This is a genomic window from Blautia sp. An81 (assembly GCF_002161285.1).
GTDB classification, from domain to species: Bacteria; Bacillota; Clostridia; order Lachnospirales; family Lachnospiraceae; genus Blautia; species Blautia ornithocaccae.
In genome coordinates, this window is the sequence record NZ_NFHH01000004.1 from 175,640 (window position 1) to 194,130 (window position 18,491).

The window sequence follows — 18,491 nt, forward strand, 5'->3', positions numbered from 1 at the left end:
AGAAAATCAGCATAGGTCGGTATCAACCGGCCTTTTGTTATTTTGCACAAAAGTTAGCTGACTAATTAAAGTTTTGTGAGTTTTTTATAAAATAATTTTAAAATGGCACAAAAAGGGTTGATAAATTAAGGAAATTGCCATATTATAAGTTAGCCGACTAACTAATGGAAGGAGATGAAAAAATGGAAACAGAGAAAGCAGAGGAAGGGATGCAGAGTCTGTTTATCAAACTGACCCATCTCTATTTTAAGAAAGCCTTTGCCCTGGTAAAGGACACTGGTATCCATCCGAAGCAGGCTCCTCTTATCGGACTTTTGTCCTGCCGGGAAGGAATCAGTCAGAAAGAAATTTCTCAAACTCTCAGGATCAGTCCTCCTACAGTGGCTGTCTCTATTAAAAGACTGGAAAAATCCGGAATTATTGAGAGGAGAGATGATGAGAAGGACCAGCGGCTAAGCCGTATATACCTTACAGAAGAAGGTAAAGCTGTAACCAGAAGAGTGAAGGACTGCATTAAAGAAAAAGAAGAAGCAGTGTTCCGGGGATTCTCTGAAAGTGAACTTTGTCTCCTTCGACGTTTTTTCCTTCAGATGATCCAAAATCTGGAGGATGACGGCAATGAAAATAACATAGAAAGACAAAATAAGGGGTGACAGTATGTTAAAAATGTTTCGCTACATGAAGGAGAGATGGTATTATCTTATGATGATCCTGCTCCTTTTGTTTGTTCAGGCTTTCTGTGACCTGTCTCTGCCGGACTACACATCGGATATCATCAATGTGGGAATCCAGCAGAAAGGCGTGGAAGACGGAGTGCCTGAGACGATCCGTGAAGAATCCATGGAAAAACTTTTCCTGTTTATGGATGAAAAGGACCAGACGCAGGTTTTAGACAACTATGATCTGTCAGATGGGATTTATGAATTAAAAGACCTGGATTCTGAAGAAAGGGAAGAGCTGAATAGTATTCTGGGAATTCCCGAACTGATCGTAACAGGGCTTTCAGACCAATCTTCTCAGGAAGTGTCTCAGCTCAGAGAACAGATGGGAATCCCTGCAGAAGCAGATATCTTTCAGGTGCTGGAACAGCTCCCAAAGGAACAGCTCACTCAAATGCTTTCTGGAATGAAAGAACAGTTTGAAGAAATGCCAGACTCGATAGTAACCCAGTCTGCGGTACTTTATGTTCAGGAAGAGTACAGTGCCCAGGGAAAAGACCTGGATCAGATGCAGATGGAATACATCCTTTTTACCGGAGCAAAAATGCTGGGCCTGGCCTTTCTGGGAATGGCAGCGGCCATTACCGTTACCTTCCTTTCCGCACAGGTTGCAGCTACACTGGGAAGAAATCTGAGGAACAGTGTGTACCGGAAAGTAATTACTTTCTCCGGAGCAGAGCTGAATAAATTTTCCACAGCCTCCCTGATCACCAGGAGCACCAACGACGTACAGCAGATCCAGCTTCTTTTTGCCATGATCTTCCGTATTGTGCTGTATGCCCCAATTCTGGGTATCGGCGGAGTATATAAAGTTTTCCAGACGGACGCTTCTATGACCTGGATTCTGGCTCTGGCAGTGGTAGTGATCATGCTTTTTGTAGCCTTACTGTTTAAGATTGCCATGCCGAAATTTACGAAGCTGCAGTATCTCATTGACAATCTGAACCTGGTTGCCAGGGAAATCCTTACCGGCGTTTATGTAATTCGGGCCTTCAGTACGGAGAAACACGAGGAAGAGCGTTTTGAGGACGCCAACAAAAAACTGATGAAAACGAACCTCTTTGTTAACCGGTGTATGACCTTTATGATGCCGGTGATGATGCTGATCATGAATGGCATTACCGTACTTATCGTCTGGAACGGTTCTCATGCTGTAAATGACGGAACCATGCAGGTTGGGAATATGATGGCCTTTATGCAGTATGCTATGCAGATTATCATGGCATTCCTGATGATCACCATGATGTCTATTATGATACCAAGGGCCAGTGTTTCTGCAAAACGTATCAATGAAATTATGGAGACAGAAGTAAGTATTCAGGATGGAGAAAGTCATACAGAGCCTTCTGCCGACAGAAAGGGTGAAGTGGTCTTCGAGAACGTGGGATTTGCCTATCCGGGAGCAGATGAAGAGACGATTTCAGATATCAGCCTTACAGCGAAAAAAGGCGAAACGGTAGCCTTCATCGGAAGTACCGGAAGCGGTAAGAGTACGCTGGTCAACCTGATCCCCAGATTTTTTGATGTGACAAGAGGACGGATCCTGGTTGACGGGGTGGATATCCGGGAAATGGATCTGCACAGCCTCCGTGAGAGGATTGGTTATGTGCCTCAGAAAGGCGTGCTTTTCTCTGGAACGATAGATTCCAATATCCGTTATGGAAATGATGAGGCAGCTCCTGAAGAAGTGGAGAGAGCGGCTAAGATTGCTCAGGCCTGGGAGTTTATCCAGGAAAAAGAAGACGGACTGGAAGATGCCATTGCTCAGGGCGGAACGAATGTGTCCGGAGGACAGAAGCAGCGTCTGTCCATAGCCAGAGCGATTGCCAAGAATCCGGAAATCTATATTTTTGATGACAGCTTTTCAGCTCTTGACTATAAGACCGATGTAGTCTTAAGAAGAGCGTTGAAAAAGGAAACTAAGGATGCAACGACTCTGATCGTTGCCCAGCGTATCAGCACCATTCTTCATGCAGACAGGATACTGGTACTGGATGAAGGACGTGTGGTTGGTCAGGGAACTCATAAAGAGCTTTTAAAATCCTGCGACGTATATCGCCAGATTGCCATGTCACAGTTGTCAGAGGAGGAATTAGCCAATGAGTAATGGAAGACCAAGAGGCCCCATGGGCGGACATGGAAGAGGAATGTCCGGTGAAAAAGCCAAAAATTTTAAAGGGGCAATGAAAAGACTTTTTATCTATATGGAGAGATACCGTATCCAGCTCTTTGTGATGATGCTCTTTGCCATAGGAAGTACCGTATTTAACATTATCGGCCCGAAGATTTTGGGTAAGGCCACTACGGAACTTTTCAACGGACTTGTGTCAAAAATCGGAGGCGGGACAGGAATTGACTTTGAAAAGATTGCACAGATCCTTGCCGGAGCCATGTGTCTGTATGCGGCTAGTGCTGTGTTCTCCTTTGTCCAGGGCTTTATTATGTCAGGAATCTCCAATAATGTGACTTATAACCTGAGAAAAGATATCTCTGGAAAGCTGAACCGTCTTCCTCTGAAATATTATGAGAGCAAGACCCATGGAGAAATCCTTTCCCGTATCACTAATGATGTGGATACTCTTCAGACCAGTATCAACCAGAGTTTTACCCAGCTGATCACCTCTGTGACCACATTGATCGGTGTCTTTGTGATGATGCTGTCTATCAATGTATGGATGACTCTGGCGGCTCTTTTAATCCTGCCGGTTTCTATGTTCATCATTGGGAATGTAATGAAACATTCCCAGAAATACTTCCGGGACCAGCAGAAGTATCTGGGTGAGGTAAATGGTCAGGTAGAAGAAATCTACAGCGGCCATAATGTAGTAAAAGCTTTCAACAAAGAAGACGATGTGGTCCGTGAATTTGAAAAGACCAATGACATGCTTTATACTTCCGCCTGGAGATCCCAGTTTTTCTCCGGTATGATGATGCCTATTATGCAGTTTGTGGGAAATCTGGGCTATGTGATGGTGGCTCTTTTAGGAGGATATATGGTTATACAGGGAAATGTTGCCGTAGGTGATATCCAGGCATTCTTTCAGTATATCCGAAACTTTACTCAGCCTATCCAGCAGATCGCTCAGGTAACGAACATGCTCCAGTCCTCAGCGGCTGCCGCAGAGAGAATTTTCGAGTTTCTGGATGAGGAAGAAGAAGACCAGACTGTGGAGAACCCTGTGGATATCCATACCCTCAGCGGAAATGTAGAAGCTCGTCATGTAGCTTTCGGTTATAATCCGGATCATATGATCATCCATGATTTTAACACCAAAGTAAAGGAAGGACAGAAAGTAGCCATTGTAGGACCTACTGGTGCAGGAAAGACTACTATGATCAAACTGCTGATGCGGTTCTATGACGTAAATTCCGGAGAGATTCTTATTGACGGTCACAATGTGAAAGACTTCAACAGAAGCGAGTTAAGAGAAATGTTCGGAATGGTGCTCCAGGATACCTGGCTGTTCCATGGAACTATCATGGAAAATATCCGATACGGACGGCTGGATGCTACTGACGAGGAAGTGATTGCTGCGGCTAAAGCGGCTCATGTCCATCACTTCATCATGTCCCAGCCGGGAGGCTATCAGATGGTCTTAAATGAAGAGACTAATAATATTTCCCAGGGACAGAAACAGCTTCTGACTATTGCCAGGGCAATTCTGGCAGACAATAAGATCCTGATCCTGGATGAGGCAACATCCTCTGTAGATACCAGGACCGAGGAACGGATACAAAGTGCTATGGATAACCTGATGAAGGGAAGGACCAGCTTTGTTATCGCCCATCGTCTGTCTACCATCCGGGATGCAGACCTTATCCTGGTAATGAATGAAGGAGATATTATTGAACAGGGAACCCATGAGGAACTGCTGGCTGCCGGCGGGTTCTATGCAAATCTCTATAACAGCCAGTTTGAAAAGGCGGAGGCGATATAAGCCTCTTCCGGGGTGGAAAAGCTCTCAGGAATCGCCGTTTGTTTTATTGCTCAGCCTGTGCAGCTTTGAGCCTAAAAGTCTCAAAGCGTGCTCGGCGAATTCGCATAAAACAAACGGCGATTCCTTTAGTGTTTTGGAGCCAGAAGAGTTTATATCGGCAGTAAGAATGAGGGGAGAATCGCTGTTCATTTTATTGCTCAGCCTGCGCAGCTTTGAGCCTGAAGTCTCAAAGCGTGCTCGGCAAATTCGCATAAAATGAACAGCGGTAGGTCAGAGGAAAAGGCTTATGAGGAGTATGCGGAGTTTTTCAGGGCCTTTTTTGCCGGACAGGTAGTTTTTTCGCTGGGCCAGATAGAAACGGCGGAGGTTTCGGAGCTTTTTGGGGGTGGTTTTTTCCTGCCCATAGGCCAGAGCCTCAGCTTCGGCATAGAGGCTGGTAAAATCTTTTTTCTGAGATTCAGGCAGTTTTTCTGAAAGAAGCCGGAAATATTCACGTTCCAGGGGATTTTCAATTTTTATGGAGAATTCCAGCTCCCACAGTTTTATAAGGTTTTTGAAAACAGTCAGGTAGGCCTGTGTGGGATTTCCGGCGTAATATCCCAGACGGAAACGGAAGAGCAGACGGTGGATAAACAGCAGAACCAGGAAAATAATACCCAGGAATAAAGCTGAAAAAAGAAGTCCCTTTATAATCTTTGCAGCAGTGCCAAGAAGGCTGGCATTTTTACTGCCGTTTTCTGCATCAGAGGCCGGTTCTTCCTGATTGTTTTGGGGGGAAGGGCTTTCTTCCGGAGTTTCCTCAGGCATTGGAGTTGTTTCCGGTGCAGAGAAAGAGGCCCCCGGCGTTACCTCCACAGGAACCCAGCCGGCGTTTTGCGTATAGATCTCCACCCAGGCGTGGGCACGGGAATCACGAACTTCTCCGATAAAATTCCCCTGACTATTTTCTGAGAGGCTATCTGGGAGAACTGCATAACCGCTGACATATCTGGCGGGAATTCCGTACATTCGGAAAAGCTGGGCGCCTACAGTAGCAAAATGTATACAAAAGCCAGCCCTTTGTTCATATAGAATCTCCTGAGCCAGAGGCGTGTCTGAAGAAAAAGGCTCCAGCGCCAGGCTATAAGTGGCATGGCTCCAGAGAAAATTCTGAATTTCTTCTGCGGCATTCTGAATATCCTGGTCAGTAGGAGCTTCCGGCATAGAAGAATAAACAGGAAGCTGGTTCAGCTCTTCCAGCACACTTCCCATTTCATTTTCGTCCCAGGAGGTATAGCGGCTGCGGCAGAAGGATTCATAGGCGTTCACCAGTCCCCGGCTGCTCTGAGAAAAATTTTCCAGAGATACCATACCCATGGTATCCAGAGTAAGAGGAAAGACTTGACCAGTGACCCGCTGGGAACTTCTGCCAGACAGGCGGTTGCTTTCGGAGAGAGAAATACTATCTCCCTGGCCTGCCAGGGGCAGATAGGTAAATGCCGGAGCTGAAGGAAAGTCCATAGAAAGCTCCAGAACGTTTTCAGCAGAAACAGCAAATACAGGAAGGCTGTATATGTCCTGGGCCTGTTGACGAGAGAATCCCATGGATTGGGCATAGGTAAACCATTCTTCATCTCCAGGAGGATTCCACTGAAAACTTTCATAGTCTGCACCTACGAATCCTCTCAAATAGAGAGTCTGAGAAACAGTCTCGCTGAGCTCTATGGACAGGACTGTCTGGGAAGTATAGACAGGAGGATTGCTGGTAATAGACTGGCTGTCTGTCTGAGGTTCATAGGAAAATCCACTGGTGGTTGTTTCATTTCCCTGTGCGGAGGATACAGAGGGAGCGGATCCTTCTCCGAATAGAAGCTGGTTTCCCACTGCATTGATCCGGTCAGAGAAAGCTTCGCTGGACTGGAAAAGCCAGGGAGATACCATAGGGGTAAAGAGCCAGGCTGCTGCCAGGAAAAGAATACCCTGCAGAGGAACCGTAAGAAGCCACAGCCGGGATACGCTCTGGGGAGAGACCGCACCTCTCCAGAGCAGAAAAGCGCCCAGGGGCAGGGCGAAAAGCATAAGGGGCATATTGACTTCCAGAAGATAGGAACAGAGAATGGGAACTCCCAGAAGAAGAACAAAAAGTGTACGTTTTTTCCAGAGCATTGTCAGAAAGAGCAGAAGGAGATAAAATGCAGCAAAAAAGAAGCAGAGAATCCATTTATCCTTTACTATATCCTGGTATCCGGGAAAGAGGCGGAGACCATAAACAGCATTGACCAGTTTTTCTACAGCCCCTGCGGCACTGAAAAACTGCCGGGAAAAATCTTCCCGGAGGAGAAAAAGCGCCAGCAGCAGTATTCCCCATGCTGCCAGAAAGAGCAGGGCAAAAGAGCTGTTCTTTCGAAGGCTGAAAAGGAGAGCTCCTGAAAGACCAAAGAGTGTACATAGCCCTGCCATGGACGGAAAGGAGAAATCCGGAGAGAAAATGAGACAAAAGTTCAGAAGAAAACTGCCGCAGGCAAAAAAGAACAGAAGAAAAGAGCAGAAAAATCCAAAAAGATATGCCCTTCTGTTCTGGATGGCGGGGCCAGTCTTTATAGTAAGCTGAAAATGCTGTTCTTTTTTCATATTCATCCTCCAAAGTTATAAAGTGAGTTCTGTCAGCGCCATATCTTCTTTCCATTTATCCTGGCTGGAGGAAACTAACTTTCGGTCCTCCTGCCAGAGCGTGAGACTGGTGTCCAGTAAAAGCCGGGAAGCCCAGGTATCCGTAGGATATTCCCGAGAATAAAGAGAGAATAGCTCCTTAGAGTCTGGATAAAAAGCTCCGTGAAGAAGACAGTACAGAGCAAAATTCAGCTCTTCTTCGTTCCGGACAGGAAACCGCCGAAGACACTGCTCTTTCAAGTCAAACCAGATCATCAGATGGGCGCATTTCAGCTCCAGCATGCTAAAGGAGAGAGAAGCTGCCCATTGGAAAAATGCACTGATCTGTCCCACAGAATCTGCAGGACCGGGGGTTTTTAATTCCAGAAACAACAGGACAGAAAATCCTTCCCCGGAGGCGGGAAAACGCACCAACAGTTCGTCAGTTCTGGCGCTAAGCTTCCAGTGCACCAGCCCAAGACGGTCTCCCGGCTGATAGCTGTGAATATCATCCTGGAGACTTCCGGCAGCAGAAGCAGCCAAAAAAGGCGTTTCCAGAGACTCTTCTCCTTCTGGAGCGAAATACCGGGTCTTTTCACTGATCTTAAGGGGAACAGGAAAAGGCTGGGGAAAGAAGACAGCTTCCCCCATCAGGCGGGTTTTTACAGGCAGCCATGCAAGAGATAAGAAGCTGTAAAGCCGGAGACTTTTTAATTGTATCTGGAATCTTCCACAATAGGGAGAAGAAAAAGTCAGAGAATATTTTCGACGGCTTTTGGGCCCAAGAGAGAGGAAAATCTTTTTCTCTTCTGCCTTATTGCCATTCTGATCCAGCAGCAAAAGCCGGAGCCGAATTCCAGATACAGGGAGGACTCCCTGATTTTTTATAGTGAAGGTAAAAACAGCCTGACTTTCTTTTGCACCAGTGTGAGCAGAAAAAGGGAAATCCACCTGAACCTTTTTTCGGCTGTACAAAAGCTGGAACACCGAGGCAGCAGCCCAGAAAAGGAAAAGCAGGCACAGAGCCAGGGATGAGCTGCTTTTATACAGCACGGACATATAGAGCAGAAAAAGGAAGAGTAAAAGAAAAAATGGACTTATCATAAATCTCACCTCAGGATCTGCGAAGAGAAGGTCCGGGAACTGTTTTCAGGATTTCTTCTAAAACAGCGGCAGGAGTCAGATGGCTGATTCTGGCTTTTCCATTCAGAAGGATACGGTGGCCGCATACATCCATGAATATCTCCCGAATATCATCAGGGGTAACATAGGTTTTACCGCGGAGATAGGAGCTGGCCTGAGCCATTCTGGCAAGTGCCAGAGAGCCTCTGGGGCTGACGCCCAGCTCTATCATAGGATGACTCCTGGTAGCCTGGACCAGATTTCCAATATACCGGTAGATACGGTCATGGATAAAGACTCCACGGACTTCTTCCTGCATCTGCAGCAGGCAGGGCCCGTCTGCTGCAGACCGGACCTGTTCAATGGTATTTTGGGCAATGCGGCCTTTGAGGATAGCGATCTCCTCATCCATATCCGGATATCCCATGGTGAGACAGACAGTGAAACGGTCAAGCTGAGACTGGGGGAGAAGTTGTGTTCCGGCAGAGCCGGCAGGGTTCTGAGTAGCAATAACAATAAAAGGTTTTGGGAGCGGATGGGTCACACCGTCTACACTCACTTGTCCTTCTTCCATAACTTCCAGAAGAGCAGACTGAGTTCTGGGGGAAGTACGGTTGATCTCGTCCCCCAGGAAAAGGTTGCACATAACTGCTCCCGGCTGATAGTAGAACTTTCCAGTTTCTTTTCTGTACATGGTGAATCCTGTAAGATCCGCAGGCAGGACGTCGGGGGTAAAGGTAAGGCGGTTTTCTTTAAGGTTCAGGGCTTTGGAAAAAGCCAGGGCCATGGTTGTTTTTCCAACACCTGGGATATCCTCCAGAAGTATATGCCCGGAACTTAAAATCGCCATCATCACTTTCCGGATACATTCGTCCTTTCCAAACACTGCTTTCTGTACTTCACGGATTACCTGATGAGCCTGTTGGTTGTGGGATTCTTGGCCGTTCATGATGGGATCTCCTTTATAATTAAAATAAAAAGACAATACATATTCTAAATTTATTATAAAAGACATGTCAGAGACTGACAATTCTTTTTTTGTTAATCTTGATTAAGAATTCACTGCTTTACTTTAAATTGCTAAAATTTATCGTTGACAAAAAAGGATTCTCAGGATATTATAAACATAACCTAAAAGAAAACAGAAAGGCTGGTACAGTGAAATGACGCAGCAGAATCTCAGTGGAAATAAAAATTTTTATTTTTATTACTGCTTCCTGGGCTTTTATAGCGCAGGCTCTTTTTGCTGCAGAATAGTTTCCTGAGGGAAAAGTGCTGTCCATAGAGATAAGCCGGTGTCTGCAGCAGACACCGGCTTTTTCAATTATAGGGAGGAAAAAATATGATTCTTGTATTAAAAAACAACGCAGACCAGAAAAAAGTAGAGGAACTGAAAAAACAACTGACAGATATGGGACTGAAACTTCATCTTTCTGAGGGGATGAATACATCGCTCATTGGGCTTATCGGAGACACCACAGAGGTAGATGAAGAGTGGCTGGGAGCTTTAGAAGTTGTTGAATCTGTAAAAAGAATCAATGAGCCTTATAAAAAGGCAAATAAAGCCATGCATCCTAAAGATACTGTGGTAGAAGCTGGAGGGGAAAAAATAGGAGGAGGATATTTTCAGGTAATTGCAGGGCCTTGTTCTGTGGAAACCAGAGAACAGATGACAGAAGTTGCCTTAGATGTACAGAAGGCTGGAGCAGGGCTCTTAAGAGGCGGCGCCTTTAAGCCAAGAACTTCCCCCTATTCTTTTCAGGGCCTGGGCAGCGAAGGACTGAAAATGCTTCTGGAGGCCAAGAAGACTACGGGACTTCCCATTGTGACCGAGATCATGAGCGCAGAACATCTGCCCCTTTTTGAAGAGGTGGACGTGATCCAGGTGGGAACCAGGAATATGCAGAATTTTGAGCTTCTTAAAGAGCTGGGGAAAATCCGTAAGCCCATTCTTCTAAAGAGAGGCATGGCAAATACCCTGGAAGAGCTTCTCATGAGTGCAGAATATATCATGGCAGGAGGAAATGAGCAGGTGATCCTCTGCGAAAGGGGTATCCGCACCTTTGAGACTTCTATGAGGAATACCCTGGATATATCTGCCATTCCCATGCTGAAGTCTAAGACACACCTTCCGGTGATCGTAGACCCCAGCCATGCGGCAGGCATCCGTTTCATGGTAGAGCCTCTTACCATGGCAGCTATTGCCGCAGGAGCAGACGGGGTCATGATCGAAGTACACAACAATCCGGAAAAAGCCCTCTGTGACGGAAAACAGTCCCTGACACCACAAAGCTTTACTGACCTGATGGAAAAGGTAAAGAAGACAGCGGGATTTTTTGGCAAGATTATGTAAAAATCAGTCTGTCAGCCGGTAAACCAGAAACCAATGTAGTCATACTTGAATACCCGGTACCACCAGGTATCTCCAGTTCCCTTCAGAGTCTGAATGATTTGGTTATTTTGGTCCAGCTCCACGGCAGTGAAGGCGCTCCCGCTGTCTATGAGCAGAGTATTGTTCAGCTCCTGGACAGAGCTGACATAGCCGGAGTATGTTACAGGAATCCTTTCTATGAGCTGGTAGGTACCCTTTTCTTCATTTACAAGGTACTTGACATAGTAGGATTCCGACCCTTCGGTGCCGCTGTAAGTCCCGGTATAATTTTCGTCCTGTGAATAATCGTAATCCCTTTTTTGAGCCTTTTGTGAAAATCTTCAAACTACGAAAAGGTTGATATAGAGGTTCACGGTATAGGCAGACCTATGTTATAATCAGCTATGACGACAAGAAATTTTTGAGAAATGGAGAGAAATATATGAAATCTCTGGTTTTAGCAGAAAAACCTTCGGTAGCCCGGGATATTGCCCGGGTATTAAAATGTGGAAAAAAGCTGAACGGAGCCCTGGAAGGAGAAAAATATGTGGTAACCTGGGCCCTGGGTCACCTGGTGACTTTGGCGGACCCGGAAGAATATGACAAGAAATATAAAGAATGGAAAATGGAAGACCTGCCCATGATGCCGAAAAAAATGGAGCTGGTGGTGATCAAACAGACAGCAAAACAGTACCAGGCTGTCAAGACCCAGCTTTTTCGAAAGGATGTCAGTGAGATCATTATTGCCACTGACGCAGGCCGTGAAGGAGAGCTGGTAGCCAGATGGATTTTGGAGAAAGCCCACTGTACGAAGCCAGTGAAAAGACTCTGGATTTCTTCTGTTACAGACAAGGCCATCCGGGAGGGATTCGCGCATCTGAGAGACGGAAAGGACTATGAGCCCTTATATGACGCCGCTGTGTCCAGAGCCGAGGCTGACTGGCTGGTAGGTATTAATGCTACCAGAGCTCTCACCTGTAAATATAATGCCCAGCTTTCCTGCGGACGGGTCCAGACCCCTACTCTGGCGATGATCGCAGCAAGGGAAGAGGAAATCCGGCAGTTTACCCCCCGGGAATACTATGGACTGACTCTTTTGGCCGGAGGAATCCGCTTTGCATGGCAGGAAGAAAAAAGCGGAAGCCGCCGTTCCTTTTCAAAAGAACGGATCGAAGAGATAAAGGCAAGAGTTGGAAATGGTCTGCTGGAGGTTACAGAAGTGGAAAAATCCGGAAAAAAGACTTATGCTCCCGGCCTCTATGACCTGACAGAACTTCAGAGAGATGCCAATAAAAAATTCGGATTTTCTGCCAAAGAGACCCTGAATATTATGCAGCGGCTCTATGAGAATCATAAGGTACTGACTTATCCCAGAACGGATTCCAGATACATCGGCAGCGATATCGTACCGACTATCAGAGAACGTCTGAAAGCCTGTGCTGTAGGGCCCTATAGAAAAATTGCCGGTTCTCTGTCCATGAAGCCGGTAAAGGCAAATAAGTCTTTTGTAGATGACAAAAAAGTCAGCGACCACCATGCTATTATCCCTACAGAGCAGTTTGTCCAGCTTGACCATATGACAAATGAAGAAAGAAAAATTTACGATCTGGTGGTAAGGCGGTTCTGCAGCGTTCTTTACCCTCCTTTTGAATATGAACAGACCACGATTAAAGGCCAGGCAGGGGGAGAAATCTTCACTGCGAAAGGAAAAATCGTAAAAAGCCAGGGCTGGAAGGAGGCCTATGAAGGAGACTGGACAGAAGAGGAAGAAGAAGAGTTTCAGACTCTGAAAGAACTGGAAAAAGGCCAGCGACTGAAAATAGACAGGACAGATATGACAGCAGGAAAGACTCAGCCGCCAGCTCATTTTAATGAGGCTACGCTCCTTTCTGCTATGGAAAATCCGGTGAAATATATGCAGACGAAGGATGCAAAGGCGGTGAAAACACTGGGTGAGACAGGAGGTCTGGGAACAGTAGCCACCAGAGCAGATATTATTGAAAAATTATTCAATACCTTTCTCATGGAGAAAAGAGGAAATGACATTCTCATTACATCCAAGGCAAAGCAGCTTCTGGAACTGGTGCCGGAAGACCTGAAGAAACCGGAACTTACGGCAGACTGGGAAATGAGGCTTTCCAGGATTGCCCAGGGAAAATTAAAGAAAAATGTCTTTTTGAAAGATATTAAAAACTACACAGAAGAAATCATCGGTGAGATCAGGGCCGGAGAGGGAACCTTCCGCCATGATAATCTGACAAATACCAAATGCCCGGTATGCGGAAAAAGGATGCTGGCAGTAAACGGAAAAAACAGCAAAATGCTGGTATGTCAGGACAGAGCCTGCGGACACAGAGAGACCATATCCAGGCTTACCAATGCCCGATGCCCTAACTGCCATAGAAAAATGGAACTGTACCTGAAAGGGAAAGAAGATACCTTTATCTGCTCTGCCTGCGGCTATAAAGAAAAACTCTCCAGCTTTCAGGCAAGAAGAGAAAAAGAGGGAGTAGGAGTCAGCAAAAAAGATGTCCAGCGGTATCTGAACAAACAGCGTAAAGAGGCCCAGGAACCTATTAACAATGCATTTGCTCAGGCCCTGGCCAAGATAAATCTTAAAGAAGACTAAAAAACTGACGGAGCTGCAGCATTAAACATTTAGGATCTTTGTTTAGTGCGGCAGCTCTTTTTATATCTGGCTGATCTGGAGTTCATAAATTCTTTAGAAAAAATTGTCTTGTCACTATATAAGCGAGTGTGATAAGATATTATCGTGCTAAAGTGATGAAAGCTGAAGAAAGAAAAGGGGGAATTTAAATGTCAGGATTTAATATGAAAGTTACACCTCAGTTAGAAGCTCTTACAGATATCTGTAAAGAGAACAGTAAGATTGATGTTGATTTATATGGAAAATATGATGTAAAACGGGGACTTAGAGATATAAACGGAAAGGGCGTTCTGGCAGGACTGACCCAGATTTCCAACATTGTTTCCAGCAAAGTTGTAGATGGAAAAACCGTTCCCTGTGAAGGAGAATTATATTATCGGGGAATTAATATAGAGGAACTTACCCAGGGATTTTTATCAGATAAACGATTTGGGTTCGAAGAGACTACATATCTTCTCCTTTTCGGAAAACTACCCAATAAACAGGAACTGGAAGAATTTAAAGGTATTCTGGCCGCCCAGAGAAGCCTTCCCAGAAATTTTGTAAGGGACGTTATCATGAAGGCGCCCAGCAGAGATATGATGAATACCCTATCCAGAAGTGTTCTTACCCTTTATTCTTATGACGCAGATCCGGAAAATATCGAGTTATCCAATGTACTTCGTCAGTGTATCAATCTTATCAGCGTGTTCCCAATGTTATCCGTATATGGTTATCAGGCTCACAGACATTACAATCTGGGGAAAAGTCTGTACATTCACAATCCGGAGAAACATCTTTCCACTGCAGAAAATATTCTGCTGATGCTCAGGCCGGATAAAAAATACACGCCTTTTGAAGCTACCATACTGGACCTGGCTCTTGTGCTCCATATGGAACACGGCGGCGGTAATAACTCCACCTTTACCACACATGTGGTTTCCTCTTCAGGAACAGATACCTATTCCACTATTGCAGCAGCTTTAGGCTCCCTGAAGGGACCGAAACACGGAGGCGCCAATATTAAAGTGGTAAGCATGTTCCATGACATGAAGAGACATATTAAAGACCCTAATGATGAAGATGAGATCAGAGACTATCTGATCAAGCTGCTCCATAAAGAAGCATTTGACAAGAGAGGTCTGATCTATGGTATGGGACACGCAGTATATTCTATTTCTGATCCCAGGGCACAGATTTTTAAAAAATTTGTAAAACAGCTGGCAATTGAGAAGGGAAGAAAGAGAGACTATGAACTCTATGCCAAGATTGAACGTCTGGCGCCGGAAGTTATTGCTCAGGAACGCCGCATTTACAAAGGTGTAAGCGCTAATGTGGACTTCTACAGCGGCTTTGTGTACAGCATGCTGGGTCTGCCTCTGGAGCTGTATACACCGATGTTTGCCATTGCCCGTATCGTAGGCTGGAGCGCTCACCGGATGGAAGAGCTTATTAACACAGATAAGATCATCCGTCCTGCATATAAGAATGTTTTGGAAGAGCAGCCTTATGTATCTTTGGAAGAACGCTGAGTTTGACAAAATGCTCCGGTACTGTTACCATAGGTTTTAAATACCAGACAGAAAGGAACCAGGTAATATGCTGGAAAAGTTTTTTCCCGACGAATATCTGGATTCTACCTACAGCATTGATTTTGAAAGGCTGTACAGGGAAGGAATCCGAGGGATTATTTTTGATATTGACAATACTCTGGTACCCCACGGGGCGCCGGCAGATGAAAGAGCAGAAGGGCTGTTCCAGCGTCTGAAGGAAATGGGCTTTTCCTGTTGTCTGCTCTCTAACAACCAGTTTGAACGAGTCAGTTCCTTTAATAAAAATATCCAGGTCCATTTTATTGAAGATGCCCATAAGCCAGGAAGAAAAAATTACTTAAAAGCCATGGAACTTATGGGGACCAACCTGGAGAATACGATTTTTATCGGAGACCAGCTTTTTACAGATGTCTATGGAGCCAAAAGGACCGGAATACGCAATATTCTGGTAAAGCCCATTCATCCAAAAGAGGAGATTCAGATCGTGCTGAAGAGAAAACTGGAAAAAATCGTCCTTTATTTTTATGGGAAACAAAAGAGAAAGGGAAAAAACAGTTGAAAAATACCCGGATGTATTATAGAATAAAGTACAGCGGAAAAATTGTGGTTTTTCCCCAATGGACGAAATAAGGAGGAATATCATTATGATATCAGCAGGAGATTTTAAAAATGGTCTCACACTGGAAATTGATGGTAATGTAGTACAGATTATGGAATTCCAGCACGTTAAACCGGGAAAAGGTGCTGCATTCGTTAGAACAAAATTAAAAAATGTGATCAGTGGAGGCGTTGTGGAGAAAACTTTCAGACCAACTGAAAAATTCCCACAGGCTCGTATTGATCGTGTAGATATGCAGTATTTATACAACGACGGTGATCTGTATAACTTCATGAATAATGAAACCTATGACCAGATTGCTATTGACAAAGAGACAGTTGGCGATTCTCTGAAATTTGTGAAAGAGAATGAAAGTGTAAAAGTATGTTCCTATAACGGAAGTGTTTTTGCTATTGAGCCACCACTGTTTGTAGAGCTGGAGATTACAGAGACAGAACCTGGATTTGCTGGAAATACAGCCCAGGGTGCTACAAAACCTGCAACTGTAGAGACTGGCGCAGTGGTATATGTACCGCTGTTCGTAAACCAGGGTGATGTGATCAAGATTGATACCAGAACAGGAGAATACCTGTCCAGAGTATAATCCCGCCGGGCAGATGCCCCAAATCTTACGAAAGAGAACTGCTGCAGAGAAAGATGACTTTGCAGCAGTTTTTTCTTCTTAATACATTTCCAGTATTTCATATCCCCATTCTGGGGAAAGATCCAGGAAAAGCAAATTTGAATCAGAATAGAAAGAGATATTTCTGCAGGGAATCTGTGCTCTGCAAAATATAAATAAATTTTAAGAAAGGATGGATGCCTATGGGATATGAGTCATTCAAAGAGGAACTTCTGGACACCCTCCGGCAGAAAGCAGGAGAAGGGAAAAAGATCATGGTCCGGAAAGTGGAAAAGAACAATGGTATTGAGGAAGAAGCTGTCATGATACTCAGCAAAGGCGGACGGATCGCACCGGCTATTTATCTCAGAGAGTTTTTTGAAAGCTGGGAGAAGGCGGGAGAAAGTACCGAGGAGATCGCCGGAGAAATTCTTGCGCAGAACGCATATCAGGAAAAGGAGGTGGATTTTTCTTTGGATTGTTTTGATAATTATGAAAAGGCCAGAGGACAGGTGTATTTTAAGCTGATCAATTATGAGATGAATAAAGTCCTGCTGACAAAAGTGCCTTATATTGCATATCTGGACCTTGCTATAGTTTTCTATTACCGGCTGGAGAGGGGGAAGTTTCAGGGGGCCTCAATGCTGATACATAACTGTAATCTGGAGGCATGGAAGATCAACGCCAGGCAGCTTCTGGAGGATGCAGTGATGAATACCAGCAGAAAGCTTCCCTATACTTTCCAGGGGATGGATGCACTTATCCGTGAACTTTCCGGTGAAGATGAGGGACTATACACAGGAGAAGAGATTATGTATGTGCTTACAAATCAGGAAAAATATTTCGGAGCCGCTGCTTTGCTTTATCCTCATGTCTTAAGCCATATTTCTAAAATTCTAAGATGTAATTTCTATGTACTGCCCAGCAGTGTCCATGAATGTATCCTGGTCCCGGATCAGGGACAGTATTCCCGTTTTGAACTGGCCAGAATGGTCAGAGAAGTGAACCAGACACAGGTAGAGGAAGACGAGATACTTTCCTACCAGGTCTACTATTATGACTGCCAGAAAGAGAAGCTTATGATGTAAAAGGTGGGGAATACTGCCTGATTTTTGAGAGAAAACAGGTGGTATTTCCCAAAAAAATCGTTAAAATGACGGAAATAGGGCTAGTGCTTTACAAGTGGAAAAAAATGTGATATGATATCCAAGATGTAATGATTAAGCACCCGTAGCTCAGGGGATAGAGCAGTGGTTTCCGGTACCATGTGTCGGGGGTTCGAATCCCTCCGGGTGTGTTTTGTGCTTTGGGGAGAGCATGGAATAAGGGAATATTAAGGAGGACAGGTATGTTAGACAATTTCAGAGAATGGCTCTCAGATAATCTGAGGTATATTCTTCTGGGTCTGGCGATTCTGGCGGTTCTGCTTATCCTGTTTTTCGGAGGCCGTGCGCTGATTGGAGTTTTACGCAGTGAGCCTGCACAGGAAGAACAACAAACAGAACAAGAGAGAAATTCTTCGGAAGATACAGGATCTGAAGAAGTGGAAGAAACAGATACCAACGCTCTTGAAGAAAATGCGTACCCTGAAGTAAATACCTTGATTGAGTCCTTTTATGATGCGTGGGGACAGAAGAATGTAGATGCCATGAGAGAACTGACAGATAATTTCAGTTCTACAGATGAAGCGAAAGTTGTCAATGCAACCTATATAGAGAGCTATGACAACATTCAAGTCTATACCAAGAAAGGTCTGGATGATAACAGTTATGTGGTATTTGCAGCTTATGATCTGAAATTTCAGGGAATAGATACGCCGGCGCCGGGATTGTCCGAGCTGTATGTAATGAAGGATGAGAGCAATAATTGGCTGATTCATAATGACGAATCCGACCAGGAAGTTCAGGAGTGCATTGAGAAGACAAGACAGGAAGATGATGTTCAGGAACTGATTTCTCAGGTGGAAGAAAATTACAACCAGACTGTAGAGTCCAATGAAGAATTGAAAAGTTATCTGGAACAGCTTGGGGAAGAGACGAATACAGCTCTTATGGCAGACGACGGAGATATGCTTACAGCTGCAGAAGATTGTAATGTACGGGCAGATGCCAATACTTCTTCTCAGATATTAGGAAGACTTCAGGCAGGAGACCAGGTGAAAAAGCTGGAGAATGCTGGAGACAGCTGGATCAAAGTAGAATATAACGGACAGGAAGCTTATATACACAGTGACCTGCTGCAGTAAAAATTATGAAAAAAGAGGGTTATGGAATATTCCGTAACTCTTTTTTTC

Annotated in this window: 13 protein-coding genes, 1 tRNA gene and 1 pseudogene; 11 read left to right on the plus strand and 4 right to left on the minus strand. The window is 44.9% G+C overall.

Features of this window, described 5'->3' with window-relative positions:
* Window positions 1-182: 182 nt before the first annotated feature.
* From B5G33_RS05665 to B5G33_RS05675, 3 genes are read left to right on the plus strand one after another with little or no spacing between them, the layout of a single operon-like run.
* Window positions 183-653, plus strand: a complete 471-nt coding sequence (locus tag B5G33_RS05665; protein ID WP_242974518.1) for a MarR family winged helix-turn-helix transcriptional regulator — start codon at window positions 183-185, stop codon at window positions 651-653.
* 4 nt (window positions 654-657) lie between these two features.
* On the plus strand, window positions 658-2,826 hold the full coding sequence (locus B5G33_RS05670; protein ID WP_087416989.1) for an ABC transporter ATP-binding protein: 2,169 nt from the start codon (window positions 658-660) through the stop codon (window positions 2,824-2,826).
* Window positions 2,819-4,657 carry an ABC transporter ATP-binding protein gene (locus tag B5G33_RS05675; RefSeq protein ID WP_087269038.1) on the plus strand — a complete coding sequence of 613 codons (1,839 nt, stop codon included), beginning with the start codon at window positions 2,819-2,821 and terminating at the stop codon, window positions 4,655-4,657. The genes B5G33_RS05670 and B5G33_RS05675 overlap by 8 nt, the downstream gene beginning before the upstream one ends.
* 270 nt (window positions 4,658-4,927) lie before the next feature.
* Here the strand turns inward: B5G33_RS05675 and B5G33_RS05680 are convergent, their stop codons facing one another.
* From B5G33_RS05680 to B5G33_RS05690, 3 genes are read right to left on the minus strand one after another with little or no spacing between them, the layout of a single operon-like run.
* Window positions 4,928-7,267 (minus strand): transglutaminase-like domain-containing protein, encoded by a 2,340-nt coding sequence (locus tag B5G33_RS05680; protein ID WP_158229583.1) that lies wholly within the window; start codon window positions 7,265-7,267, stop codon window positions 4,928-4,930.
* A 15-nt stretch (window positions 7,268-7,282) separates the two neighbouring features.
* Window positions 7,283-8,389, minus strand: coding sequence for a DUF58 domain-containing protein (locus tag B5G33_RS05685; protein WP_087416991.1), 1,107 nt, complete (start codon window positions 8,387-8,389; stop codon window positions 7,283-7,285).
* A 10-nt stretch (window positions 8,390-8,399) separates the two neighbouring features.
* Complete coding sequence (locus B5G33_RS05690) at window positions 8,400-9,356, minus strand: AAA family ATPase (RefSeq protein ID WP_087416992.1); 957 nt, start codon at window positions 9,354-9,356, stop codon at window positions 8,400-8,402.
* A gap of 393 nt (window positions 9,357-9,749) precedes the next feature.
* On the opposite strand from B5G33_RS05690, the gene aroF reads away from it, so the two are divergent.
* Window positions 9,750-10,760 (plus strand): 3-deoxy-7-phosphoheptulonate synthase, encoded by a 1,011-nt coding sequence (aroF, locus tag B5G33_RS05695; protein WP_087269025.1) that lies wholly within the window; start codon window positions 9,750-9,752, stop codon window positions 10,758-10,760.
* Window positions 10,761-10,771: 11 nt separating this feature from the next.
* Here aroF and B5G33_RS22200 read toward each other — a convergent pair.
* Window positions 10,772-11,041 (minus strand): annotated as a pseudogene (locus tag B5G33_RS22200) (aryl-sulfate sulfotransferase); the annotation flags it as partial.
* A gap of 179 nt (window positions 11,042-11,220) precedes the next feature.
* Between B5G33_RS22200 and B5G33_RS05705 the strand changes: the two are divergent.
* The 7 genes from B5G33_RS05705 to B5G33_RS05735 all read left to right on the plus strand — a co-directional run bounded on the left by B5G33_RS05705 (window position 11,221) and on the right by B5G33_RS05735 (window position 18,443).
* Window positions 11,221-13,407 carry a DNA topoisomerase III gene (locus tag B5G33_RS05705; RefSeq protein WP_087416994.1) on the plus strand — a complete coding sequence of 729 codons (2,187 nt, stop codon included), beginning with the start codon at window positions 11,221-11,223 and terminating at the stop codon, window positions 13,405-13,407.
* 188 nt (window positions 13,408-13,595) lie between these two features.
* Window positions 13,596-14,957, plus strand: a complete 1,362-nt coding sequence (locus B5G33_RS05710; RefSeq protein ID WP_087416995.1) for a citrate/2-methylcitrate synthase — start codon at window positions 13,596-13,598, stop codon at window positions 14,955-14,957.
* 67 nt (window positions 14,958-15,024) lie between these two features.
* The gene (locus B5G33_RS05715) at window positions 15,025-15,537 is read left to right on the plus strand and encodes a YqeG family HAD IIIA-type phosphatase (protein WP_087269015.1); all 513 of its coding nucleotides are present in this window, start codon (window positions 15,025-15,027) and stop codon (window positions 15,535-15,537) included.
* An 85-nt stretch (window positions 15,538-15,622) separates the two neighbouring features.
* Window positions 15,623-16,180, plus strand: a complete 558-nt coding sequence (gene efp, locus B5G33_RS05720; protein ID WP_087269012.1) for an elongation factor P — start codon at window positions 15,623-15,625, stop codon at window positions 16,178-16,180.
* Between the two features lie 221 nt (window positions 16,181-16,401).
* Entirely contained in the window at window positions 16,402-17,286 is an 885-nt protein-coding gene (locus B5G33_RS05725; protein WP_087416996.1) for a DUF5688 family protein, read from the plus strand.
* 136 nt (window positions 17,287-17,422) lie between these two features.
* Window positions 17,423-17,495: transfer RNA gene (locus B5G33_RS05730), tRNA-Arg, on the plus strand.
* A gap of 51 nt (window positions 17,496-17,546) precedes the next feature.
* Complete coding sequence (locus tag B5G33_RS05735; protein ID WP_087269006.1) at window positions 17,547-18,443, plus strand: SH3 domain-containing protein; 897 nt, start codon at window positions 17,547-17,549, stop codon at window positions 18,441-18,443.
* Window positions 18,444-18,491 lie beyond the last annotated feature (48 nt).